Genomic DNA, 22726 nt, shown 5'->3' on the forward strand with positions numbered 1-22726 from the left:
ATAGTTTAATTATTGCTGAAATATCCCTTCATGATACCACGTTGAGAATCGCGTATAAATTGTAATATCTCATCGCGTTCTGGAGTTGCCTCCATTTCAGCTTCTATAATCTGAACTGCTTGCGTGTTGTTGTAATTCTTCTGATAAAGAATTCTATAAATATTCTGTATTTCTCTAATCTTATCGGAAATGAATCCTCTACGTCTTAATCCGACAGAATTGATACCTACATAAGATAACGGTTCTCTTGCCGCTTTTACGTATGGTGGCACATCTTTTCTTACCAAAGAACCACCTGTTACAAAAGCATGTTGACCAACAGATACAAATTGATGCACTGCAACCAAGCCTGCAAGAATAACATTATCACCTATGGTTACGTGACCAGCTAAAGTTGAATTATTCGAGAAAATACAATTATCACCAACTAAACAGTCATGGGCAACATGGCAATAGGCCATAATAAGGCAGTTTTTACCTATTACGGTTTTCATACGATCAGATGTACCTTTATGTATAGTAGCGCACTCTCTAATAGTCGTATTATCACCGATTACAACAGTAGTATCCTCACCATCGTATTTTAAATCTTGTGGAGATGCGGATATGACTGCACCTGGAAAAATATTACAATTTTTACCAATGCGAGCACCTTCCATTATTGTCACATTAGACCCGATCCAAGTGCCATCGCCAATAATAACATTGTTATGAATAGTTGTAAAAGGTTCAACTACTACGTTTTTAGCAATCTTAGCTCCCGGATGTATATAGGCTAAAGGTTGATTCATTCTATGTTCTTTTTACAATTTGAGCCATCATTTCCGCTTCACTAACCAATTTATCATTGGCATAGGCATAAGCCTGCATATGGCATATTCCCCTTCTTATCGGAGTAATTAAACTACAATGGAAAATTAAAGTATCTCCAGGTAGTACTTGTCTCTTAAATTTTACCTTATCGATTTTCATGAAAAGGGTCAAATAATTTTCAGGATCCGGAACAGTGCTCAACACTAAAATTCCGCCTGTTTGTGCCATTGCCTCAACTTGCAAAACTCCTGGCATTACCGGAGCTCCAGGAAAGTGACCTACAAAGAAAGGTTCGTTCATGGTAACATTCTTCATCCCCACAACATGAGAATCTGAAAGCTCCAAAATACGATCGATCAATAAAAATGGAGGTCTGTGTGGCAGCATATCCATAATTTTATGAATATCCATTAATGGAGGTAAACTAAGATCGTATTTAGGTACGTTATTACGCTTCTCTAATTTAATGATCTGTGCAATTTTTTTAGCAAACTGGGTATTTACGAAATGACCTGGTTTGTTAGCAATTACCTTACCTCTAATTCTAGTACCTGCCAATGCCAAATCACCAATTACATCTAATAATTTATGACGTGCAGCTTCATTAGGCTGGTGTAGAGTTAAATTATCTAAAATACCGTTTGCCTTAACAGAAAGCTTCTTTTTATTAAAAGCCTTCTCCAGCTTTTTCATTGTTTCCTCAGAAATCTCCTTATCAACATATACAATGGCATTATTTAAATCACCACCTTTAATAAGTCCGTTTTCCAATAACGCTTCTAATTCGTGTAAAAAGCTAAACGTACGAGCGTCGGCAATTTCAGCTTTAAAATCAGAAAGTTTCTCTAAAGTAGCATTTTGAGTACCTAAAACCTTTGTACCAAAATCTACCATAGTAGTAACTTGGTAAGTATCTGAAGGAATGATGGTTATTTCGCTACCTGTTTTCTCATCTCTATAAGAAATTACTTCTTTGACTACATATTCTTCACGGAATGCTTCTTGTTCTACAATACCGGCTTTTTCTAAAGCTTCTACGAAAAATTTAGAAGAACCATCCATTATCGGCGGTTCAGCGGCATTCAATTCAATTAAAACATTGTCTATTTCCAAACCTACCAAAGCGGCTAAAACATGCTCTGAAGTTTGAATTTTTACTCCGTTCTTCTCAAGATTTGTTCCTCTTTGTGTATTGTTCACCAAAGCGGCATCTGCCGGTATTACTGGGGCACCTTCAAGGTCTACCCTTTTAAAGGCATAGCCATGGTTTTTATCCGCAGGAACGAATTTTATGGTAACGTCACTTCCGGTATGTAAACCTACTCCCGTAAGACTTACTTCCTTACCTATTGTTCTTTGTTTAATGGTTGTTGTGCTCATCGTCAATCTTTCTTTTCTAAGGTGTCGATTCTACTTATTATTCTTGGTAAATTCTTAAAATGAACATATGATTTATTATAGTCACCATAATTCAACGCGGGCGAACCTTGTAGCACTTCATTATCCTTCACATTTCTACCTATACCCGATTGTGCCTGTATTTTCACATTATCGCCAATAACGATATGACCAACGATACCCACTTGCCCACCAATCATGCAATGCTTGCCAATCTTAGTTGAACCAGCTATTCCGGTTTGAGCTGCAATAACGGTATGCTCGCCAATTTCAACGTTATGCGCTATTTGTATTTGATTATCTAGCTTTACTCCTTTTCTTAAGATAGTAGAACCTAAAGTAGCCCTATCTATAGTAGTACCTGCACCAATATCTACATTGTCTTCAAGTATAACATTACCGGTCTGTGGAACCTTAGCGAACTCTCCTTGCTCGTTGGGTGCAAAACCAAATCCGTCAGCACCAAGCACTGACCCGCTATTTACCACACAATTATTTCCGATAATTGTTTCTGAATATACTTTGGCTCCTGCAAAAATGATAACATTGTCGCCAATTTTTACATTATCACCTATATAAACATTAGGGTAAATTTTTACGTTATCACCTAAAGAAACATTATTCCCTAAATAAGCGAAAGCACCAATATATACATCAGCACCATATGTAGCGGTATCTGATTTAAAAACAGGCTCTTCAATACCTACTTTATTGTTTTTAACCTGATTATAATATTCTAACAACTTAGAAAAAGACTTATAGGCATCTTCTACTTTAATTAAGGTAGTATCTAAGTCTTGTTCTGGAACAAAACTCTTATTTACTTATAGTAACTGATGCTTTTGTCTTGTAAATGAATGAAGTATACTTCGGATTAGCTAAAAAAGTAAGGGAACCTTCTTCACCTTCCTCTATTTTAGCAAGTTTATGTACGGCTATTTCTGGATTTCCATGCACTTCTCCTTCTAAGATACCTGCAATCTGACCTGCTGTAAATTTCATGAGCGTAAAAGTAAGAAAAATTGTTAAACCCCTTCTTTAGGATAACACATATAATATTTGGTCACCGTTTTTGAAAGTGCATTTAAATTAAGGTGGTCAGATAATTTCGCAACATCCGTAATCTTTCCGTTTTTCCTTAAAATGTTGATAGTCTGATTTTGCCTATCGTAAGCTTTATTTTTAAGCTCGCCTTTAAAGACAAAATATGAGGCGTCTTCATCTGTAAGATTATACTGAGCTTTTACCTTATTTAAATGCATTAAAAACTTACTTTCAGTAATAGGCTCTTTCTTTACCTTGATATGAAGAAGTTTTCTGTTGATAATCATTTCACACAAAGAAGCCAGAACAAAGTCGTCTGAATATTGCCATTCCTTTAACGCAGAAAGAATATCTATATCATCAAGCTTTGCAAACCTAGCCAAGGTTTCGTTATCAAAATTATTAATATCGATATGGTTCGTCAGAAAAAAATGCAGCGCATCACTAGAATTTAAAGTTTCACCTTTTTCTATTAAGAAACGAGCTCTCTTTAAAATACTGATCAGTAACCGCTCTGCAACTACAGCGGTTTTATGAAGATAAACCTGCCAATACATAAAGCGACGTGCCATTAGAAACTTCTCTACAGAATAAATTCCTTTTTCCTCAATTACCAAATTACCATCGACTACATTTAACATGGTAATTAAACGCTCTGCGTTTGTATTCCCTTCAGCAACACCGGTGTAAAAACTATCTCTTTTCAGATAGTCTAATCGATCCATATCTAACTGACTAGAAACCAACTGATTTAAAAACTTTTTTGAATGATTACCGGTAAAAATGGAGATGGCTTCCGTTAAACTTCCGTTAAATCGTTCATTAAGCTCATGCATGAATTGCAGTGAAATAAATTCATGACTTACACCTTCAACTATACTGTGCTCCATAGCGTGAGAAAAAGGTCCATGACCTATATCATGTAAAAGAATAGCACACAGAAGTCCATCTTCTTCAGTCTCTGTAATCTCAACTCCCTTAAAACGAAGCACTTGAATAGATTTTTGCATTAAATACATACAACCTAACGCATGATGAAACCTAGTATGGTGCGCCCCTGGATAAACCAAATAGGATAAGCCCATCTGTGAGATTCTACGAAGCCTTTGAAAGTAAGGATCTGCAATGAGGTCAAAAATGAGCGCATTGGGAATTCTAATAAATCCGTAAATTGGATCATTAAAGATTTTCAATTTGTTTGATGTCTTCAAGATAATGTCGTCTTTTCTGAGATTAACATTTCAAAGTTATACAAAAGCATTAGCATAGAATTTGATTATCGTCAAATAATAATTCAATGAACAAAATAAAAATATTGTGGGTAGATGATGAAATCGATTTACTCAAGCCTCATATTATCTTTTTAGAATCTAAAAATTACAGCGTAATCACCTGTCAAAGCGGTCAAGAAGCCATAGAGGAGCTAGCGGAAACAAGAGTGGATATCGTTTTTTTGGACGAAAACATGCCCGGTATTTCTGGACTTGAAACACTTTCGGAAATTAAAATAATAGATAACTCTTTGCCTGTGGTCATGATTACCAAGAGTGAAGAAGAATCCATAATGGAAGAAGCCATTGGTTCTAAAATTGCAGATTACCTTATAAAACCAGTAAATCCTAATCAGATATTACTTTCCCTAAAGAAGAATTTAGACCACTCAAGATTGGTTTCTGAAAAGACTACAAGTAATTATCAGCAAGAATTTAGAAAAATTGCGATGGACCTTTCTATGGTAAGCACTTACCAAGAGTGGGCAGATTTATATAAAAAATTGATTTATTGGGAATTACAGTTAGAAGAAATTGAGGACAGCGGAATGTTTGAGATATTAGAATCTCAAAAGACCGAAGCAAATCAACAATTCGGAAAGTTTGTAGATCGAAATTATGAGGATTGGTTTACAGATATTGATGCACCAGTAATGTCTCACACCTTATTTAAGGAATGGATTGCGCCAGAAATTAAAGACCAAAAGACATTGTTGATAGTGGTAGACAATTTACGTTATGATCAATGGTATGCTTTTGAAGATACGGTTAACACCTTTTACAAAAAGAAAAAGGAAGATTCATATTATAGCATACTCCCAACAGCTACCCAATATGCAAGAAATGCCATATTTTCAGGGCTTACTCCGCTTGCCATGGAAAAAAAATATCCAGAATGGTGGAAAAACGATACTGATGAAGGAGGCAAAAACTTATTTGAAGATAAGTTTCTAGGAGAACAGCTTAAAAGATTGGGTTTAGATTTAAAATGGGAATATCACAAGATTAGTAGCTTAAAGCAAGGGAAGCATCTTAGCCAGAATTTCAAAGCACAAAAAGACAACGACCTAACCGTAATTGTATACAATTTTGTTGACATGCTTTCTCATTCAAAAACAGAAATGGAAGTAATTAAAGAGTTGGCGTCAAATGATAAGTCTTACAGGTCACTGACTACCAGTTGGTTTAAGAATTCGCCGATGTTAGAAATCATACAGCAAGCCCAAACTTTGGGAATGAAACTGATTATCACAACAGATCATGGAACTATAAATGTGAAATCCCCTTCAAAAGTGGTAGGCGACAGAGACACCAGTCTAAACTTACGCTATAAAACAGGCAGAAGCCTTACCTATGAAAAAAACGATGTTCTTGCAGCGAAAGACCCAAAATCTATTCACTTACCAAGTATAAATATGAGCAGCTCTTATATCTTTGCCAAGAACGATTTGTTTTTTGCCTACCCTAATAACTACAATCACTATGTTAGTTATTACAGGAATACTTACCAACATGGCGGCGTTTCACTCGAAGAAATGATCATACCTTTTGTAGTTTTGGAACCAAAATAAATTACAGATTATGGAATTCATTTATCAAGAAGGTGAATTAAAGAATATTGCTAAGCAGATTATTAAACACGCCAGCAGCAAGACTCTTGCTTTTTATGCTCCTATGGGTGCAGGGAAAACAACATTGATCAAAACACTCGTAAAAGAATTAGGTAGTAGTGACAATGTAAGCAGCCCTACATTTGGTTTGGTTAACGAATACGCATTAGAGTCTGGTGGGCTATTAGGTCACCATTTCGATTTTTATCGGTTGGAAGATGAAGAAGAAGCTATGGACATGGGTCTAGATGATTATTTAGCCTCCGGCGGATGGATATTTATGGAATGGCCAGAAAAAATTCCAAGTTTAATACCCAAAGATGTTCAGAACATAAAAATTGAAATTTTAGATGAAACTACTAGGAAGCTAATTATCTTAAAATAAAAGCTATCGCAAATCATGGAGTTTAATGATTATTCTGAATTAGCAATTCGCACATCGTTCTAAGCAAAGATTTATTGCATTTTTTCGATGAAAAACGAAGAATTCGATAAAATGTTCAAAAAATCGGTTTAAATACATAATTTTAACGACAAAAGAGTATTTAGTTGTATATTTTTTCTTACGTTTGTAGGAGAACGAAATATTTAGTATAACCAAAAACCCCTTGAAAATGAAAAACAAAAAAACATTCTTAGCATCAATCGCTTTAGGCGTATTTCTTTTAGCTATGACTGCACCGATTATTGATATTGATAATCAAGATTTGAATATTGAAAAGAAAAAGATTACTAAGAGAATATAATTCAAAATTATTCTATCAAATTTAAAGAGCAATTTTATTGCTCTTTTTTTATATATAATATTTAACTCATTACATCGTTAGCATATAGTAATACTATAATGCAAATGATAAAGAAAGTCAAAAAAAAGAAAGCTAAAAAGAAGATTTTTATGGAGTCTCTTTTAGTTTTTTTTATAGCAATTTCACCTTTCTTATACAAAGGCTATGAATACCTACCTTATAATTCCAATGGTGATTTAACTTTTTTTGGTTTTATATTAGGAGGTAACGGTTTTTCTGATGCTAAAACCTATGTTTGGTTTTTAACAACTAAAATTGTTCCTCTTTATTTAATGATTTTTTGGTTTTTAACTTCTAGAGACTGGTGGTATCACATTATTATCATACCAATTGCAATGTATGCTTTTCAATTATTTGAAGTCTTATATGATTCAGATGATGTCGTAGATACTGATAATATTTGGTGGTTGATTCCTATTTGCATGATAACCATTCCTTTTGTTTATATTATCCGTGTCAAATTGTACGACAAGCATGTACATGGCATTGATTTGGAAGCAATTGAAGCTGAATTGGAAGAATTAAAGGCAAAGGGGATTCATAATACTAATGACACAAGTAACAACCCTACAAATGACCAAACTGCTGAGATTACTACAATATCGGAAGATATAAACGAAAAATTATCTACTGGAAACTTAGAGAACATTTATAAAAATGTTCAAAATCGAATTCAAGGTTGGTTACAATTAAAATCGTAACTATTCAATATCTTTAAAAAAGTACAAATCATTCATTTCTTTAAAAATTGTACATTTGAGATTCAGGTCATTGATTTGAACAACTCATTATTAAGTTATGAACCAACCCACTTCACCTTTTAGTAAGCACCAATTAATTCCACAAGAGGAAACCCTAGAGGTTTTGCGTCAAAAAGGAGAATTATTTATAGGTATTCCAAAGGAAAATCAATACCAAGAAAAAAGAATTTGTCTTACTCCAGATGCCGTAAATGCCATTACCGCTAACGGTCATCGTGTTTTAATAGAATCTGGTGCTGGTGAAGGCGCACATTACTCTGATGCAGATTATGTTACTGCAGGTGGAGAAATTACTAGAGACACCAAGAAAGTTTTCGCTTGCCCTTTAATTCTAAAAGTTGAGCCTCCTACCCTTACGGAAATAGAATATATAAACCCACAGACAACAATTATATCGGCACTTCAAATTAAGACACAGTATAAGGAATATTTTGAAGAATTAGCAAGAAAACGAATTACTGCTATTGCATTTGAATATATTAGAGATGAAGAAGGTAAGTACCCTGCTGTAAGATCACTTAGTGAAATTGCCGGTATTTCTTCAGTTCTAATTGCAGCAGAATTAATGGCTGCCAATAACAATGGTAACGGACTCATGTTTGGTAATATTAGCGGTGTACCACCTGTGGAAGTAGTTATTATAGGCGCAGGAACAGTCGGTGAGTTCGCAGCTCGATCAGCTATAGGAATTGGAGCAAATGTCAAAGTCTTTGACAATTCCATAACCAAGCTTAGAAATATACAGACCAACTTAAAACAAACAGTCTACACATCTACCATTCAACCCAAAAACCTATTAAAAGCCTTAAAACGTTGCGACGTAGCAATTGGAGCAACTAGAGGGAAAGATCGATCGCCCGTTGTTGTGACCAGTACTATGGTAGAGCACATGAAAAAAGGTGCTGTCATTATTGATGTAAGTATTGATACAGGTGGATGTTTTGAAACCAGTGAAATAACCGACCACAACAAGCCAACTAGAAAGAAATTTGATGTTATACATTATGGTGTGCCAAACATTCCGTCTAGATATCCAAAAACAGCATCGGTAAGCATTAGCAATATTTTTACACCATACCTACTAAAAATAGGAGAAGATGGCGGATTAGAAAATTCACTTCGCTTTGATAAAGGTCTTCGTAACGGACTATATATGTACCACGGTATTTTAACCAACAAGTCTGTAGGCGAATGGTTCGATTTACAATACAGTGACATAAATTTCCTTATTTTTTAGAATACAAAAGACATTCCTTTTCCTATCCATTTTAAAAGGCATAATTTTGCGCTCTTAAAAGTATTGAAGCATGAATATGGATTTTATTAAAAGGTTAGGTTTTTTCTTAGTTGGCTTATCAATTGGTATTGTGTTTCTAACTTTTTTTCTGAAAAAGAAATCTCAAGAAACGGGAGTATATTTCTGTTACCTACCAGATTGTAGAACATTAAAAGATATTAGATCTAAATCTATGTACTACAGCGATGAAGCTACACAAAAACTTAAAGCGTTTGAATTAGATTCTATAGGTGTTACTTATATATTAACCGAAGGAGATGTTGATTTTAGTAAAAGTGATACAAAATCCGTTCCCTGTAAAACATACATTATAGAGTCTGAATACAAGGAACGCGATTATACATTTACTGTTAGAAATTGCAGAGAAAAAGCCACAATACAGAAAGTAGAAAGAGAATAAAATCTTTTTACATTTTTCTACGCTTTCTTTCTTTTTTTAATAAAGACAACTCTCTACTCGTTTGTCCGGCAACGGATGTATTTTCATCTGCCCTTCTAATTAAATATGGCATAACATCGCGTACAGGGCCAAATGGCAAATATTTAGCAACATTATACCCATTAGCCGCTAAGTTATAAGAGATATGATCACTCATACCATAAAGCTGGCCAAACCAAATATGTGTGTTATTCTTATCAACCCCGTTATCTTCCATCAATTGCATTAAACGATAACAACTTTCTTCATTATGTGTACCGGCAAATATGGAAAGCGTATCTAAATGATTAATCATGTATTCTATTGTAGCATTGAAATTATCGTCTGTTTCTGCTTTGGTTTTACATATTGGAGAAACATACCCTTTTTCTTTCGCACGGTCATTTTCCTTTTCCATGTAAGCACCTCGTACCACTTTCATACCTACCAAAAAGCCATCTTTAACGGCACGTTCATGCAATGACTTTAAATAAGGTAAGCGATCCCACCTGTAAGTCTGTAAAGTATTAAAAACAATACGCTTCTTTTTGTTGTACTTACGCATCATATCTTCGGCTAAGTTATCTGCCGCATCTTGCATCCAACTTTCTTCTCCATCGATCAAAAGGGAAACTTCTAAATCATGTGCTTTCTTACATACCTTATCAAATCTATTCACAACACGTTGCCATTCCGCCTCTTCAGACGAGGTAAGCTTTTTCTTTTCGCTTATTTTTTGATAAAGCGCAAAACGACCAAAACCCGTTGGTTTAAAAACGGCATACGGTATTGCTTCTTTTTCTTTCACGAAATCTAAAATTGTCAAAATAATTTCAGTAGCCGCATCAAAAGGATCTTCCTCCTCTTTGCCTTCAACAGAATAATCGAGTACAGAACATACTCCTTTCTCCCACATACGGTCTACCACAGGTAAACAATCACGTTCGTTCACTCCACCACAGAAGTGGTCAAAAACTGTAGCTCTTATTAAACTTTCAACTGGCAAATGGGCTTTAAATGCGAAGTTTGTAATTACCGAACCCATTTTCACTAACGGTTCATTGGAAATCATTTTAAAAAGAAAGTATGCTCTTTCTAATTCCGAATCGGTTTTTAAGGCAAATGCAGTTGCAGTATTTTCAAAAATTTGGTCCATTCTTTATAATTTCAATAACGATCAAATATAATCACAGAATTTATAATCCTAAGACTAAAAATAACCTTTATTTTGCGGTAGAATTACAAACACAAAAAGCCATATTTTCAATGGATTCTATAATTTCAGATTCTTACGCAGTACATTTTAACGAGGAAGCTTTTAAAGCTTTAAATGCTCATTTAGCGGATAAAAAATATTCTATAGTTTTTATTCTGGTTGATGAGAACACCCACGAGCTTTGTTTACCAAATTTTATGGCAGAGATTAATGGGGATTATCAATTTGAAATTATTGAAATAGAATCGGGCGAGATTAATAAAAACATTGAAACATGTGTTGGCGTATGGGAAGCCTTATCAGAATTAGGAGCCGACCGAAAAAGCGTTATGATCAATTTAGGCGGTGGAGTATTAACGGATATGGGAGGCTTTATTGCTTCAACCTTTAAAAGAGGCATAGACTTCATTAACGTACCCACTACCCTATTATCTATGGTAGATGCCTCTGTTGGCGGTAAAACCGGAATAGATCTAGGCGCTTTAAAAAACCAAATAGGTGTTATAAATCAACCGGTAATGGTATTAGTCATTCCTGATTTTCTAGATACCCTAGAAAATAGGCAAGTTATCAGTGGTTTTGCAGAAATGCTTAAACACGGACTTATTCAGAGTAATAGCTATTGGGAAGCTCTAAAAGAAGCAAATAGCTTAGAGGATATGAAAAAGCATATTCTTACTTCTATCCAAATAAAAAATGAGGTAGTACTGCAAGACCCTACGGAACAAAATATACGCAAGATTTTAAACTACGGTCATACCCTAGGTCATGCTATAGAGTCTTATTTTCTAGAGAGCGAATCAAAAGAAATGTTATTACATGGCGAGGCTATTGCAGTAGGTATGATTTTAGAAGGATATCTTTCACACAAACTTTTAGGACTATCAGAGCAATCATTAAATGATATCAAAACGACTTTTTTAGACAAGTACGAAAAAGTTGAATTTTCTGATGATGATTTTGAAAATATTTTAAAGTTGATGAAATATGACAAGAAAAATTCTCACGGAAAAGTAAATTTTGTACTCTTAAAAACTGTTGGTGAGCCAATAATAGATGTTGAAATTCCCGTAGAATTATTTGCCGAAGCATTCGCTTACTACAAAGTTTAAAAACTTCACATACCAAAAATAGCACTTTCACAACTCTATAAACAGTAATCTGAGTTTAATGACTAGTTTAGTTATAGATATACACAACCTTCTATAAATAAAATAGTTATGACACGACGCCTTATCGATTACCGTAAATTAGATCACCAATTAGCAGCCCTTTTAATAGAAACTTACCCACATGGATATGGTGATGAAGACATCATATCTTTCAAGAACATTAAAGGCGATTATGTTGAAGCTGTTGAAATTAAAACAGACGACACACTGTATCTGGTTAAAATAAGCAAAAGCCTTTCTAACTTCATTGCTAACTTTGAAGAAAACATTGAAAAAGAGCTAGAATCTAAAACCGCAGAGGAAGTAATGAAATCTGAAGATATGTCTAAAGCACTATCTTTTAGTTTTGAAACAGAAAATGAAGAAGAACTTTATTAATTGAAATATCGTTCTTGCAGTATATTTTCATGGTGCTGTTGATGACCGCTAATTACCAAGCCTAAAGCAGCTACTGACCAAGAAATATCACTGGCCGTACCAACACGTTTAAGATTTTGATCTAACATTGCATCAAATAAACTAATTGACGCATCTCGAACAGAAAGGTATTCTTTTAATATATCTTCTTTAGTACGTTTATTGGCATTACTTTCTTCAACAAAGATATTATGGTCAAACCCTGGCAAAGGGGTTTTGTCATTTCTAGATATTCTAAATGCCCTATATTGAAATACGCGCTCAGTGTCTATTAAGTGCACTAAAACTTCAGCAACAGTCCATTTACCTTCTCCATAACTATATAGAAATTGTTCATCATTTAATCCATGAACCAAATCTTCAAAACTTTTTCTCCCTTTCAATAAAGCAGATTTTAAATCTTCTTTCTCATCAAGGGTTTTTAAATAAGTACTATAAAAAAATTGCAGTTCGTTTTCTTGTAAATCTTTAACCGTCATTCTAAAAATTTAAATATTTCAAATTAAAAAAGCCCAATCATAAGATATAACCGGGCTCTTTTTAAGTTAGTTGAATAACCTATTTCTATAACTCATTAAATATTGTATGCATCAAACGTTTTTTATCGTTAAAGCTTTCTTCTAATGAAATCATTGTTTCTGTTCTACTAATACCATCTATATCATCTATTTTAAAGATAATATTTTTAGCATGTGTAGTATCCTTAGCTCTAATTTTACAGAAAATATTGAATTTACCTGTTGTAATATGTGCAATGGTTACATTAGGTATTTGATTTAAACGCTCCAACACAAATTTAGTTTGGTGTGTTTTTTCAAGAAAAATACCAACGTATGCTATGAAAGCATAACCTAACTTTACATAATCTAAAGTAAGCGAAGAACCTTTTATGATTCCTGCTTCTTCCATTTTCTTAACTCTAACGTGTACTGTACCAGCAGATATAAGAAGTTTTTTTGCGATATCGGTAAAAGGAGTTCTGGTGTTGTCAATCAACATATCCAGAATTTGGTGGTCTATTTCGTCTAATTTGACTTTGCCCATAGTTGTAAAATTTTTGCCAAAAATAAAAAATAATCACATTAAATTCATTGAAACTTGATTTTTTTTAATGAAAACGTAAACATTATTACATTTTCAAAGAAATAAAACAATAAAATTCACTATAGCAGATGCTCCAAACCACTTTCTTTAAGCCACAAAATATCATTTTCATCATTGCAGTTCAATGTTTTATGACCAAAAATCTCTATTGGTTCTTTTTCAAAAACATATAAACCTGGCACAAACTCCAATTTCTTAGCTTTCAATACTTCTTTAAATTGTATGGCAACAATACCGCTTTTAGTCAATTTATTTACAGTAAAATCTGGATTAAGAACTAAAATGTCTACAAATTGCTTTCCATTTTCTGGAATAGCTTCATATTGTTTTACCGTATACTCTTGAATTTTGTCAAAAACAATAGTATCTAAAACTTTTATCAAAGCTTTAAAAATATAACCCCTGGTGATATCCCTATTGTAATCATTACTATAATGACCAGCCTCAAATAATATGGTAGGTGTTTTTTTCATTTGAAAGGCATCGCCAACGCAATTGGCATTAAAGCTATCATCATACCTACCAACTTGCCCGGGAATTTCTTCTTGCAACATGCTATTCATTGCAGCGATTAATTGCATACTTATTTTGCGTGATGGAGAATTATTACGCTCTACATCAAAAGCAGGAGCCAAAAATGAAACGGTTGCTGGTTTATTCGTATTCCCTACATTGAAAATAGTACGCTGATCATGAAGATTAAAACAAAAGTCTGGTTTAAAATTTTCATACACTCTTTTTAAAATACGGCTTTCAGGTTGAGTTAAATCTTGCGCATCCCTATTAAGATCAATTCTATTTGCATTGACCCTGGTATAGACCCGAGCACCATCAGGATTTAAAATGGGTATTATTTTAATAGTGCATGCTTTTAAAATTTCATTTACATGTGTAGAATCTTTTTTAAAATAGTTCAATAAATCTATAGTAGCTTTGGTAGTGGTAGATTCATTACCGTGCATTTGTGACCACATTAAAATGCGATGAGAACCATTTCCAAACTCGATACTTTTTATAGATTCACTGCGTACAGATTTCCCTTCTTCTTTAATTTTAAATGTTGGGGGCAGTGTATTTATAAAATCATTTAAATGATCGTAATTAATATATTGCCCCGAAATTTCCGAGACATAAACATTGTTATAATTCAATTCCTCCATTAACATTCAACTTTTATAAAATACAAAAATACTACAGGTGTTGTTTACAATTGTAAACATTCAATGATATAACAACGCTGGTTTACAATAGAACAGAATTTACAATTTTAACCAATATGACCAATAAACACATAAAACACATTAAATCAGTAATTTGAAAAATTAAATTTAAAGAAAAACTTAATTAATAATCTATATTTAAAGGATAATTATTAGCCAAATTAACAATTCTAGATTATAGAATATATTAACTTTGTAAACATGCTAGACCCCACTTCTTTCCTTACTAGATTAAAGACAATTTTAGTGCACAACGAACTTTCTTCAGCTGCATTTGCAGATTTAATTAACGTGCAGCGATCTAGTATTTCTCATTTATTAAACGGAAGAAACAAACCAAGCTTGGAGTTTATTATGAAAGTAGACGATGCTTTTACCGAGGTAGATTTACAATGGCTTCTTTACGGCAAAGGCACATATCCAAAATCTACGCAAAGAAATAATGTAACACAAGACACACCCAAAGAACCACTACAAAAAGTAACGACCGACAAGAAGGTTGATCGCATTGTTATATTTTTTACTGATGGCACTTTTAAGACATATTCTGAAATTTGATTGTAAGCAAAAGATGAAGTATTCTCTTATTTTTTAATTACATCACCCCTATTTTCATTATTTTGCAGCATGATGAAAAATATATTTTCGACCCTTGCATTATGTTTAATATTAGGCTCGTGTTATGAACCTGAACGTGATTGTGAAAAGTATAAAACAGGCGCTTTCAAGTTTAATTATGAAATTAATGACACCTTAAAGGAAGGGAAATTTATAAGGACAGAAGATTACAGTATAGACTATTATGAAAATAAAGTTGACAGCGCAACCGTACGTTGGTTCAACGATTGTGAATTCGTCTTGCAGGATATAAATGGTAAGACAGCTATACACTACAAAATTATCAGCACTACAGATTCTTCATACACATTTCAATACAAAAGCGCCGTAAAAGACCCCAATAAAAAACTAATAGTAAAAACCGGAACCGCAATTAAAACCAACTAACCATGTTCGAAATTTTCACTAATCCAGATGCCTGGATTGCATTACTTACCTTAACCTTTCTTGAAATTGTTTTAGGAATAGACAATATCATTTTCATTTCCATAGCCGCAGGGAAACTAGATCCTGCACAACGAAAAAAAGCAACCAATATAGGTCTTGTATTGGCAATGGTTATGCGTATAATATTACTATTCGGAATAACACTACTTACTTCAATGAAAAAGCCGTTTTGGGTATTTGATAGTAACTGGATCACTGGCGGAATAAGCGGACAAGGTATTATCCTTTTTTTGGGTGGATTGTTTCTACTCTACAAGAGTACTAAGGAAATTCATGAAAAAGTTGAAGATAAAGGTCACGATGAACGTGAAGTTAAAAAGGCTAGATCAACATCATTAACCAATGCTATACTCCAAATAACGGTAATAAACATTGTGTTTTCATTTGACTCTATACTAACGGCAATAGGGATGACTAACGGAATATCACCTAACCCAAATGATGCACTAGTATTAATGATTGTAGCAGTAGTTATCTCTGTAGTTATTATGATGCTATTTGCCAACCCTGTGGGTGAGTTCGTTAACAGACACCCTTCCATACAAATTCTTGGGCTATCGTTCTTAATACTGATTGGCTTTATGTTAATAGCAGAATCAGCACATTTATGTCACTTGGTAGTATTTGGCAACGAAGTTGGTACCATACCAAAAGGTTATCTGTATTTCTCAATAGCATTCTCTTTAATGGTTGAGTTCTTTGACCTACGAATGAAAAAGAATAAAAAACCAGTTACCGAAGTAGAAGATTAAATATTTTACAATTCTAACAAAAGAATCCCGATTAAGCTTATGCTCAATCGGGATTTTTATTTATACTTTGAAGAACCGAAAACAGATAAACCGTTTTAGTCTTTTATATTGCTTTAATTAGGTCTATCAAAGGAAACACCTGGATTAGCTTCTTTTTGCTCTTTAAACAAGCGCTGTTGCTGTTTAACTGTCATTGTACTTCCATCATGACTCCATCCCGGAGGTCCGAAAATGTACATCAACTTATGACTAAGCTTTTTAGACTTCTTTGTATCTGCCCAAATATCCTTAAACTCATGAGTTAGAATAACAATGGGATTATTAGAGTTTGGAGCATGTATAACACCAAATTTCACATCAATATTTTCATCATATTCTTTCCAAGTACCAAAAATCTTATCAAAGAAATTTAAGAATCCACCATGGTTTTTATCTAAATACTCCACATTTTGAGCATGGTGCACCTGGTGCATGGTATGCGTATTAAATATTTTCTCAATGAATCCCATTTTAGGAACGTACTGCGAATGCAGTTGAAATTGCCAGAACGACTCAATAGCCAAACACACTACAACCATTTCTACCGGGAAACCAATAATAGGCATCCAAACATAGAAAAAGGGCTTGTAAAGTAACGTGAACCATCCATTACGAATAGCGGTACCTAAATTAAAGTTGTCAGATGAATGATGTACAATATGTGCCGCCCAAAGAATTCTAATCTCATGATTAGCCCTATGAAACCAATAATATGTAAAATCATCCGCCAATTGGCAAAGTAACCAAACGTACCAAGCGTATCCAAAAGATTCATAACCCATGATATTATTTCTTACACCGTCTACCATTGGATTAAACAACTCATAAGCATATTCAAAAAGAACAACTAATAAAATTACTTTAAGCAAAGGACCAATAATAGCTGATCCAATTCCCATTGCACTACTTGCCGCAAAATCTTTCCAATCATAAAGATCATCATCTCCATGAGTTTTGCTGTAGGTCAATTCTAATAAAATAAAGGCAATAAAGGCTGGTGCGCCATACACCAGGGGGTTAGTGAAATCCATTAATCGAAATTTTTGTAAAGGTAGTTATAAAAGCAATTATTCTTAAAATTTGTCTAATCTTAACATTCTATTTTACAATAAGACTTCTCAATAATTAAACAAATTAATTATTTTTCTTTTTAAGTATAGCATTTTGTTCTTGCAGCAATTTCTCCATATTAGATAATAAAACAATGTTTTTAGGAGTTTCCACTTCTTTATTGGAAGGATCTTCTGATTTCTCTTTAAATCTATTTATAAATTTGACCATAACGAATATGGTAAACGCTATAATACCAAAATCTATTAATGATTCAATAAGCTCACCATAACCTATAGCAACCTCTTCTATGGATTCTGCAGCTTCCCTAAGAACCCACTTTTTATTTGAAAGATTAACATCATCGGTCAATAAAGAAAGTGGTGGCATAATAATAGCCGAAACAATTGTGCTAACCACTTTATTGAATGCAGTACCAATAATAATACCTACCGCCAAATCTATCATATTGCCTTTTATGGCAAAGTTCTTAAACTCTTCGAAAAACTTTTTCATAATACGGACTAATCAAATAATGTTGGTTCATCTGCTGACCCGGCATCTTGATCTTTGGACTTTCCTTCATCATCACCAGACGCTACAGATTCTTCATCTACCACTTCAATATTCTCAACCTCTTCAGGAACCTCTGGCTCATAAGGTAGGGGATCAAGAAGATTTATATTCTTGACCTTCTCTGTAATAAATTGATTACCTAAAGCTTTTATTCCCTTAATCGATATAAAACCTTCAACATCAACAGATTCATTTTCTTTTGCCTCCTTGCCTCTTGGCTTAGGAAATTCAACTTCAACCATTGGTTTCCAATCGGTAGAAACAAGCTCCAAATATGATTTTGGATGTTCTGAAATAAACAATTCTTCTTTGTTTTCGTTTTCGATCAAGAACCTCTTGATGTAATATCGTTCTTTTTCACCTTCCCAATAAATAGCTGAAATAGGCTTTTCAGGTATCCATTTCTCCAATACGATCATTTCATCATCAAAATGAGAAGTAAGTACTGGCAGAAAGGTTTTTGCAACCCCTTTTTGATTTATAACCAAGATTAGATCATCCCCCTTAAATTCTCCTAATAATTCACCTCTTCCATCTACATTCAACCTTCGTACAACATCATCGAACCAAATTTTTCTTGGCTTAAGGGTAGAAACCCCTTTTTCCTTTAATTCTATACGCTTAACAGAATATTTGGTAACAATATTTCCTTTTGAAGCCCTTCCTTTGATAAGGACATCAGAAAAGTCGATATCCCATTTTAATTTTTTAATACTACCGACTTGACGTAGTAAAACCGTAATGACCTCAGCTTCACCATTTGGATTAGCGGAAAAATACAATACTTGAGACCCCGGTTTACCCGTAGTTAAATCATACTCCCGATCCCTAGTTATGCTTGTAACATTAAAACGTTTAATGTATGTAGCGCCACCCTTACCATCTTTGTAAATTAAGTTATAAGTAGTACGCTTGTCTTTTTTCTTAAATACAGCGACATGGATAATACCTTTACCCACAAATATTTTAGAATCTACTTTAGACACCATCATCTTACCTGAATTGGTAATCATAATAATATCATCAATATCACTACAATCGGTCACATACTCATCTTTCTTCAGTGAAGTACCCACAAAACCTTCTTCCCTATTTACATAAAGTTTCGTATTCCTGATAGCAACTTTTGTAGCTTCAATATCATCGAAAACACGAATTTCAGTCATACGACCTCTATCCTTACCATAAGTATCCTTAAGATTCTTAAAATAATTTATTGCAAAGTCAATAAGATTGGCCAAATGATGCTTTACTTCCGCAATTCGTTCTTGAAGACTTTCTAAATGCTGCTGAGCCTTATCTAAATCGAACTTAGATATCCTTTTAATACGAATTTCTGTAAGTCTAGTAATATCCTCTACAGTTACCGCACGTTTTAAGTGTTTCGTAAAAGGAGCCAAACCTTTATCAATAGCATTTATTACCCCTTCCCAAGTTTCCTCTTCCTCGATATCACGATAAATACGATTTTCAATAAAAATACGCTCTAAAGATGCAAAATGCCATTGCTCTTCTAACTCTTTAAGTTGAATTTCCAGCTCTTGTTTCAACAGATCTACCGTTGAATCGGTAGATCGCTTGAGCATTTCGGTTACCCCGATAAATAAAGGCTTATTGTCTTCTATAATACACCCAAGAGGAGATATAGAAGATTCACAAGCGGTAAAAGCATACAAGGCATCAATAGTTCTATCAGGTGAAATACCCGATGGAAGATGTATTAAAATCTCAACATCGGCAGCAGTATTGTCCTCTATTTTCTTGATTTTTATCTTGCCCTTGTCATTGGCTTTTAAAATTGAATCTATTAAACTACCAGTATTGGTACCATAAGGTATTTCATTGATTACTAGCGTATTCTTATCTAACTGAGATATCTTTGCACGGACTCTAATTTTACCACCTCTAAGTCCATCATTATAATTAGTAACATCTATAATACCAGCTGTAGGAAAATCAGGATAGATTTTAAATCGCTGCCCTTTTAGATGCTTAATAGAAGCATCAATTAGCTCAACGAAATTATGAGCAAGTACCTTAGTAGATAAACCAACAGCAATACCTTCTGCCCCTTGAGCCAATAACAGAGGGAATTTAACCGGCAAGTTTACCGGCTCCTTCTTTCTACCATCATATGAAGCCTGCCATTCTGTAATTTTGGGGCTAAAAATAACCTCTAAGGCAAATTTTGATAATCTCGCTTCAATATATCTTGATGCAGCCGCCCTATCTCCCGTTAAAATGTTACCCCAGTTACCTTGAGTATCAATTAACAGGTCTTTTTGACCAATTTGCACCATGGCATCAGCAATACTAGCATCTCCATGAGGGTGATACTGCATGGTATGACCAACTACATTGGCAACTTTATTGTATCTACCATCATCAAGTTCCTTCAACGAATGCATGATACGACGTTGTACAGGTTTGAATCCGTCTTCAATGGCAGGTACCGCTCGCTCTAAAATTACGTAAGATGCGTAATCTAAGAACCAGTCCTTATACATACCAGAGACTCTTGTCAGTGCCTCAGAAGATTCTGTATTCTCATTATTCTCTTCGGAAAGGTTGTCGTTAATTTCCTCGTTCAAATCGTCATTTTCTTCCATTCAGAAGCAATCGTATTAACTTAATTTATACTACTTTATCTTCTATCAAATCAACCTCCACTTTAAGGTTATTGATTATAAATTTTTGTCTATCAGGGGTGTTTTTACCCATATAAAAACTTAATAACTCTTCAATAGACATCGCCTTGTCAAGCATAATTGGTTCTAATCTAATATCATCACCAATGAAATGTCTAAACTCATCTGGCGATATTTCACCCAACCCTTTAAATCGGGTTATTTCAGGTTTGCCGCTTAGCTTGTTTATTGCCATTTGTCGCTCTTCATCGCTATAGCAATAAATAGTCTCTTTTTTATTTCTAACCCTAAATAATGGAGTTTGCAAAATGTACAAATGATTCTCTTTGATCAGTTCTGGAAAAAACTGCAAAAAGAAGGTTATTAATAGCAAACGAATATGCATACCATCAACATCGGCATCGGTTGCGATTATGATATTATTGTAACGCAAATCTTCAATAGACTCCTCTATATTCAATGCAGCTTGTAAAAGATTGAATTCTTCATTCTCATAAACAATCTTTTTAGACATGCCGTAAGAATTCAAAGGCTTCCCCTTAAGACTGAAAACAGCTTGCGTATTTACATCTCTAGATTTTGTAATTGATCCAGATGCAGAATCTCCCTCGGTAATAAACAACGAAGTCTCTAATCGTCTGTCTTTTTTTATATCACCCAAATGTATTCTACAATCGCGAAGCTTTTTATTATGAAGACTAGCTTTCTTGGCTCTGTCGCGTGCCAGCTTTCTAATACCAGAAAGCTCTTTACGCTCTTTCTCTGCCATCATAATTTTACGCTGAAGCTTCTCTGCAGTATCGGCATTCTTATGAAGGTAGTTGTCTAAATATTTACCGACAAAATCATTTATATAAGTTCTAACCGTGGGGAAATTACCACCCATATCCGTAGACCCTAATTTTGTTTTTGTCTGACTTTCAAAAACAGGCTCCATCACTTTTATGGAGATGGCAGAAATTATTGATTTTCTTATATCTGATGCATCATAAGATTTACCATAAAAATCACGAATTGTTTTTACGATAGCCTCCCTAAAAGCAGCTTGGTGCGTACCACCGTGCGTTGTGTGTTGACCATTAACGAAAGAATGATACTCCTCACTATACTGTGTTCTACTATGCGTTATGGCAACTTCAATATCATCTCCTTTTAAATGTATAACAGGATAAAGCATATCCTCAACATTGTTATTATCCTCAAGAAGGTCTTTAAGTCCGTTTTCTGAATGAAATTTTTCACCGTTAAAAACGATGGTCAAACCTGGGTTTAAGTATACATAATTCTTAAGCATGCGTTCTACATACTCATTTCTGTATTTATAATTTTTGAAGATAGTGTCATCAGGAATAAAGGTAACCTTGGTTCCTTTTCTTTTTCCTGTTTCCTCAGGACCAATTTCCTTTTCTAAATTACCAGAACTAAACTGAGCCGTTTTTAATTGATTGTCTCTAGAAGATTGAACTTCAAAAAAACTGGACAAGGCATTTACCGCTTTGGTACCAACACCATTTAGACCAACAGATTTTTTAAAGGCACGGCTATCGTACTTACCACCGGTATTCATTTTTGAAACTACGTCCACTACTTTACCCAAAGGTATACCACGACCATAATCCCTCACCTTTACCATTTTATCTTTAATAGAGATTTCAATGGTTTTACCGGCACCCATTACAAACTCATCAATACAGTTATCGATAACCTCTTTGAGCAAAATATAGATACCATCATCTGCAGACGAACCATCACCTAATTTACCGATATACATACCAGGTCGTAATCGGATATGTTCTTTCCAATCGAGCGAGCGTATATTATCTTCAGTATATTGAGTTGTGTCTTTAGACATTTAAAAAAGTTTAAGAAAGTTGCGTTAAAGATAGCACCACTCAGCAAAAAATAAAATAGCTATCTGTTAAAGTAATTAACAATTAATAGGCGCTCATTGTTGATAGTCATTGCCCTTCTCATCAAAATTCATCTAATGATAGCGTTAAATTTTAAAAGAATAGAGTTAGAAAATGCTGATATATGTCATTGCCAAAA

Annotated in this window: 22 protein-coding genes and 1 pseudogene; 11 read left to right on the forward strand and 12 right to left on the reverse strand. The window is 34.0% G+C overall.

Annotation, left to right across the window (positions count from 1 at the left end; all coding sequences use genetic code 11):
• Positions 1 to 5: 5 nt before the first annotated feature.
• The 4 genes and pseudogenes from lpxA to SJY30_RS05435 all read right to left on the reverse strand — a co-directional run bounded on the left by lpxA (position 6) and on the right by SJY30_RS05435 (position 4466).
• Positions 6 to 791, reverse strand: a complete 786-nt coding sequence (lpxA, locus tag SJY30_RS05420; protein WP_036154201.1) for an acyl-ACP--UDP-N-acetylglucosamine O-acyltransferase — start codon at positions 789 to 791, stop codon at positions 6 to 8.
• 1 nt (position 792) lies between these two features.
• The gene (locus SJY30_RS05425) at positions 793 to 2193 is read right to left on the reverse strand and encodes a bifunctional UDP-3-O-[3-hydroxymyristoyl] N-acetylglucosamine deacetylase/3-hydroxyacyl-ACP dehydratase (RefSeq protein WP_396634578.1); all 1401 of its coding nucleotides are present in this window, start codon (positions 2191 to 2193) and stop codon (positions 793 to 795) included.
• Between the two features lie 2 nt (positions 2194 to 2195).
• Positions 2196 to 3213 (reverse strand): annotated as a pseudogene (gene lpxD, locus SJY30_RS05430) (UDP-3-O-(3-hydroxymyristoyl)glucosamine N-acyltransferase).
• A gap of 23 nt (positions 3214 to 3236) precedes the next feature.
• Positions 3237 to 4466 carry an HD domain-containing protein gene (locus SJY30_RS05435; RefSeq protein WP_396634579.1) on the reverse strand — a complete coding sequence of 410 codons (1230 nt, stop codon included), beginning with the start codon at positions 4464 to 4466 and terminating at the stop codon, positions 3237 to 3239.
• A gap of 86 nt (positions 4467 to 4552) precedes the next feature.
• Between SJY30_RS05435 and SJY30_RS05440 the strand changes: the two genes are divergently transcribed.
• The 6 genes from SJY30_RS05440 to SJY30_RS05465 all read left to right on the forward strand — a co-directional run bounded on the left by SJY30_RS05440 (position 4553) and on the right by SJY30_RS05465 (position 9400).
• Entirely contained in the window at positions 4553 to 6097 is a 1545-nt protein-coding gene (locus SJY30_RS05440) for a PglZ domain-containing protein (protein WP_396634580.1), read from the forward strand.
• 10 nt (positions 6098 to 6107) lie between these two features.
• Complete coding sequence (gene tsaE, locus SJY30_RS05445; RefSeq protein ID WP_396634581.1) at positions 6108 to 6521, forward strand: tRNA (adenosine(37)-N6)-threonylcarbamoyltransferase complex ATPase subunit type 1 TsaE; 414 nt, start codon at positions 6108 to 6110, stop codon at positions 6519 to 6521.
• Between the two features lie 229 nt (positions 6522 to 6750).
• Entirely contained in the window at positions 6751 to 6882 is a 132-nt protein-coding gene (locus tag SJY30_RS05450; protein ID WP_396634582.1) for a hypothetical protein, read from the forward strand.
• 149 nt (positions 6883 to 7031) lie between these two features.
• The gene (locus SJY30_RS05455) at positions 7032 to 7643 is read left to right on the forward strand and encodes a hypothetical protein (protein ID WP_396634583.1); all 612 of its coding nucleotides are present in this window, start codon (positions 7032 to 7034) and stop codon (positions 7641 to 7643) included.
• Positions 7644 to 7740: 97 nt separating this feature from the next.
• On the forward strand, positions 7741 to 8940 hold the full coding sequence (locus tag SJY30_RS05460; RefSeq protein ID WP_036154187.1) for an alanine dehydrogenase: 1200 nt from the start codon (positions 7741 to 7743) through the stop codon (positions 8938 to 8940).
• Positions 8941 to 9010: 70 nt separating this feature from the next.
• A complete protein-coding gene (locus SJY30_RS05465) occupies positions 9011 to 9400 on the forward strand; it encodes a DUF4258 domain-containing protein (protein ID WP_396634584.1) in 390 nt (129 codons plus the stop codon).
• A 7-nt stretch (positions 9401 to 9407) separates the two neighbouring features.
• On the opposite strand, the gene SJY30_RS05470 is transcribed toward SJY30_RS05465, so the two are convergent.
• Entirely contained in the window at positions 9408 to 10574 is a 1167-nt protein-coding gene (locus tag SJY30_RS05470; RefSeq protein WP_396634585.1) for a proline dehydrogenase family protein, read from the reverse strand.
• Positions 10575 to 10684: 110 nt separating this feature from the next.
• On the opposite strand from SJY30_RS05470, the gene aroB reads away from it, so the two are divergent.
• Together aroB and SJY30_RS05480 are read left to right on the forward strand one after the other, a co-directional pair.
• Complete coding sequence (aroB, locus tag SJY30_RS05475; protein ID WP_396634586.1) at positions 10685 to 11746, forward strand: 3-dehydroquinate synthase; 1062 nt, start codon at positions 10685 to 10687, stop codon at positions 11744 to 11746.
• A gap of 108 nt (positions 11747 to 11854) precedes the next feature.
• A complete protein-coding gene (locus tag SJY30_RS05480) occupies positions 11855 to 12184 on the forward strand; it encodes a hypothetical protein (RefSeq protein ID WP_396634587.1) in 330 nt (109 codons plus the stop codon).
• Here the strand turns inward: SJY30_RS05480 and SJY30_RS05485 are convergent.
• From SJY30_RS05485 to SJY30_RS05495, 3 genes are all read right to left on the reverse strand, one after another.
• Positions 12181 to 12702: a DinB family protein gene (locus SJY30_RS05485; protein WP_396634588.1), complete on the reverse strand. Its 522-nt coding sequence runs from the start codon at positions 12700 to 12702 to the stop codon at positions 12181 to 12183. The two genes, SJY30_RS05480 and SJY30_RS05485, sit on opposite strands and share 4 nt — an antisense overlap.
• Positions 12703 to 12787: 85 nt before the next feature.
• Complete coding sequence (locus SJY30_RS05490) at positions 12788 to 13267, reverse strand: Lrp/AsnC family transcriptional regulator (protein WP_027066901.1); 480 nt, start codon at positions 13265 to 13267, stop codon at positions 12788 to 12790.
• Between the two features lie 119 nt (positions 13268 to 13386).
• Complete coding sequence (locus SJY30_RS05495; RefSeq protein ID WP_396634589.1) at positions 13387 to 14487, reverse strand: M14 metallopeptidase family protein; 1101 nt, start codon at positions 14485 to 14487, stop codon at positions 13387 to 13389.
• A 261-nt stretch (positions 14488 to 14748) separates the two neighbouring features.
• On the opposite strand from SJY30_RS05495, the gene SJY30_RS05500 reads away from it, so the two are divergent.
• The 3 genes from SJY30_RS05500 (at position 14749) to SJY30_RS05510 (ending at position 16364) form a co-directional block, all read left to right on the forward strand.
• The gene (locus tag SJY30_RS05500; RefSeq protein WP_396634590.1) at positions 14749 to 15105 is read left to right on the forward strand and encodes a helix-turn-helix domain-containing protein; all 357 of its coding nucleotides are present in this window, start codon (positions 14749 to 14751) and stop codon (positions 15103 to 15105) included.
• Positions 15106 to 15174: 69 nt separating this feature from the next.
• A complete protein-coding gene (locus SJY30_RS05505) occupies positions 15175 to 15552 on the forward strand; it encodes a hypothetical protein (protein ID WP_396634591.1) in 378 nt (125 codons plus the stop codon).
• Positions 15553 to 15554: 2 nt separating this feature from the next.
• Entirely contained in the window at positions 15555 to 16364 is an 810-nt protein-coding gene (locus tag SJY30_RS05510; RefSeq protein ID WP_396634592.1) for a TerC family protein, read from the forward strand.
• Between the two features lie 113 nt (positions 16365 to 16477).
• Here SJY30_RS05510 and SJY30_RS05515 read toward each other — a convergent pair whose 3' ends face one another.
• The 4 genes from SJY30_RS05515 to SJY30_RS05530 form a co-directional block, all read right to left on the reverse strand.
• The gene (locus SJY30_RS05515; protein ID WP_396634593.1) at positions 16478 to 17434 is read right to left on the reverse strand and encodes a sterol desaturase family protein; all 957 of its coding nucleotides are present in this window, start codon (positions 17432 to 17434) and stop codon (positions 16478 to 16480) included.
• Between the two features lie 103 nt (positions 17435 to 17537).
• Entirely contained in the window at positions 17538 to 17969 is a 432-nt protein-coding gene (mscL, locus tag SJY30_RS05520) for a large-conductance mechanosensitive channel protein MscL (RefSeq protein ID WP_396634594.1), read from the reverse strand.
• An 8-nt stretch (positions 17970 to 17977) separates the two neighbouring features.
• Positions 17978 to 20638 (reverse strand): DNA gyrase/topoisomerase IV subunit A, encoded by a 2661-nt coding sequence (locus SJY30_RS05525; RefSeq protein WP_396634595.1) that lies wholly within the window; start codon positions 20636 to 20638, stop codon positions 17978 to 17980.
• Positions 20639 to 20663: 25 nt separating this feature from the next.
• Complete coding sequence (locus SJY30_RS05530) at positions 20664 to 22529, reverse strand: DNA topoisomerase IV subunit B (RefSeq protein ID WP_396634596.1); 1866 nt, start codon at positions 22527 to 22529, stop codon at positions 20664 to 20666.
• Between the last annotated feature and the right edge of the window lie 197 nt (positions 22530 to 22726).

The organism is Maribacter sp. R86514, assembly GCF_044597005.1.
Lineage (GTDB): Bacteria > Bacteroidota > Bacteroidia > Flavobacteriales > Flavobacteriaceae > Maribacter.

Excerpts from the sequence above, each read along its gene's own strand:
- SJY30_RS05490 (WP_027066901.1), bottom strand. The coding sequence starts at position 13,267 with ATGGGCAAAGTCAAATTAGACGAAATAGACCACCAAATTCTGGATATG.
- SJY30_RS05515 (WP_396634593.1), bottom strand. The coding sequence starts at position 17,434 with ATGGATTTCACTAACCCCCTGGTGTATGGCGCACCAGCCTTTATTGCC.
- SJY30_RS05500 (WP_396634590.1), top strand. The coding sequence starts at position 14,749 with ATGCTAGACCCCACTTCTTTCCTTACTAGATTAAAGACAATTTTAGTG.
- SJY30_RS05465 (WP_396634584.1), top strand. The coding sequence starts at position 9,011 with ATGAATATGGATTTTATTAAAAGGTTAGGTTTTTTCTTAGTTGGCTTA.
- SJY30_RS05485 (WP_396634588.1), bottom strand. The coding sequence starts at position 12,702 with ATGACGGTTAAAGATTTACAAGAAAACGAACTGCAATTTTTTTATAGT.
- SJY30_RS05470 (WP_396634585.1), bottom strand. The coding sequence starts at position 10,574 with ATGGACCAAATTTTTGAAAATACTGCAACTGCATTTGCCTTAAAAACC.
- SJY30_RS05530 (WP_396634596.1), bottom strand. The coding sequence starts at position 22,529 with ATGTCTAAAGACACAACTCAATATACTGAAGATAATATACGCTCGCTC.
- SJY30_RS05505 (WP_396634591.1), top strand. The coding sequence starts at position 15,175 with ATGATGAAAAATATATTTTCGACCCTTGCATTATGTTTAATATTAGGC.
- SJY30_RS05510 (WP_396634592.1), top strand. The coding sequence starts at position 15,555 with ATGTTCGAAATTTTCACTAATCCAGATGCCTGGATTGCATTACTTACC.
- SJY30_RS05495 (WP_396634589.1), bottom strand. The coding sequence starts at position 14,487 with ATGGAGGAATTGAATTATAACAATGTTTATGTCTCGGAAATTTCGGGG.
- SJY30_RS05460 (WP_036154187.1), top strand. The coding sequence starts at position 7,741 with ATGAACCAACCCACTTCACCTTTTAGTAAGCACCAATTAATTCCACAA.
- SJY30_RS05440 (WP_396634580.1), top strand. The coding sequence starts at position 4,553 with ATGAACAAAATAAAAATATTGTGGGTAGATGATGAAATCGATTTACTC.
- SJY30_RS05450 (WP_396634582.1), top strand. The coding sequence starts at position 6,751 with ATGAAAAACAAAAAAACATTCTTAGCATCAATCGCTTTAGGCGTATTT.
- tsaE (WP_396634581.1), top strand. The coding sequence starts at position 6,108 with ATGGAATTCATTTATCAAGAAGGTGAATTAAAGAATATTGCTAAGCAG.
- SJY30_RS05455 (WP_396634583.1), top strand. The coding sequence starts at position 7,032 with ATGGAGTCTCTTTTAGTTTTTTTTATAGCAATTTCACCTTTCTTATAC.
- SJY30_RS05480 (WP_396634587.1), top strand. The coding sequence starts at position 11,855 with ATGACACGACGCCTTATCGATTACCGTAAATTAGATCACCAATTAGCA.
- mscL (WP_396634594.1), bottom strand. The coding sequence starts at position 17,969 with ATGAAAAAGTTTTTCGAAGAGTTTAAGAACTTTGCCATAAAAGGCAAT.
- SJY30_RS05425 (WP_396634578.1), bottom strand. The coding sequence starts at position 2,193 with ATGAGCACAACAACCATTAAACAAAGAACAATAGGTAAGGAAGTAAGT.
- aroB (WP_396634586.1), top strand. The coding sequence starts at position 10,685 with ATGGATTCTATAATTTCAGATTCTTACGCAGTACATTTTAACGAGGAA.
- SJY30_RS05525 (WP_396634595.1), bottom strand. The coding sequence starts at position 20,638 with ATGGAAGAAAATGACGATTTGAACGAGGAAATTAACGACAACCTTTCC.
- lpxA (WP_036154201.1), bottom strand. The coding sequence starts at position 791 with ATGAATCAACCTTTAGCCTATATACATCCGGGAGCTAAGATTGCTAAA.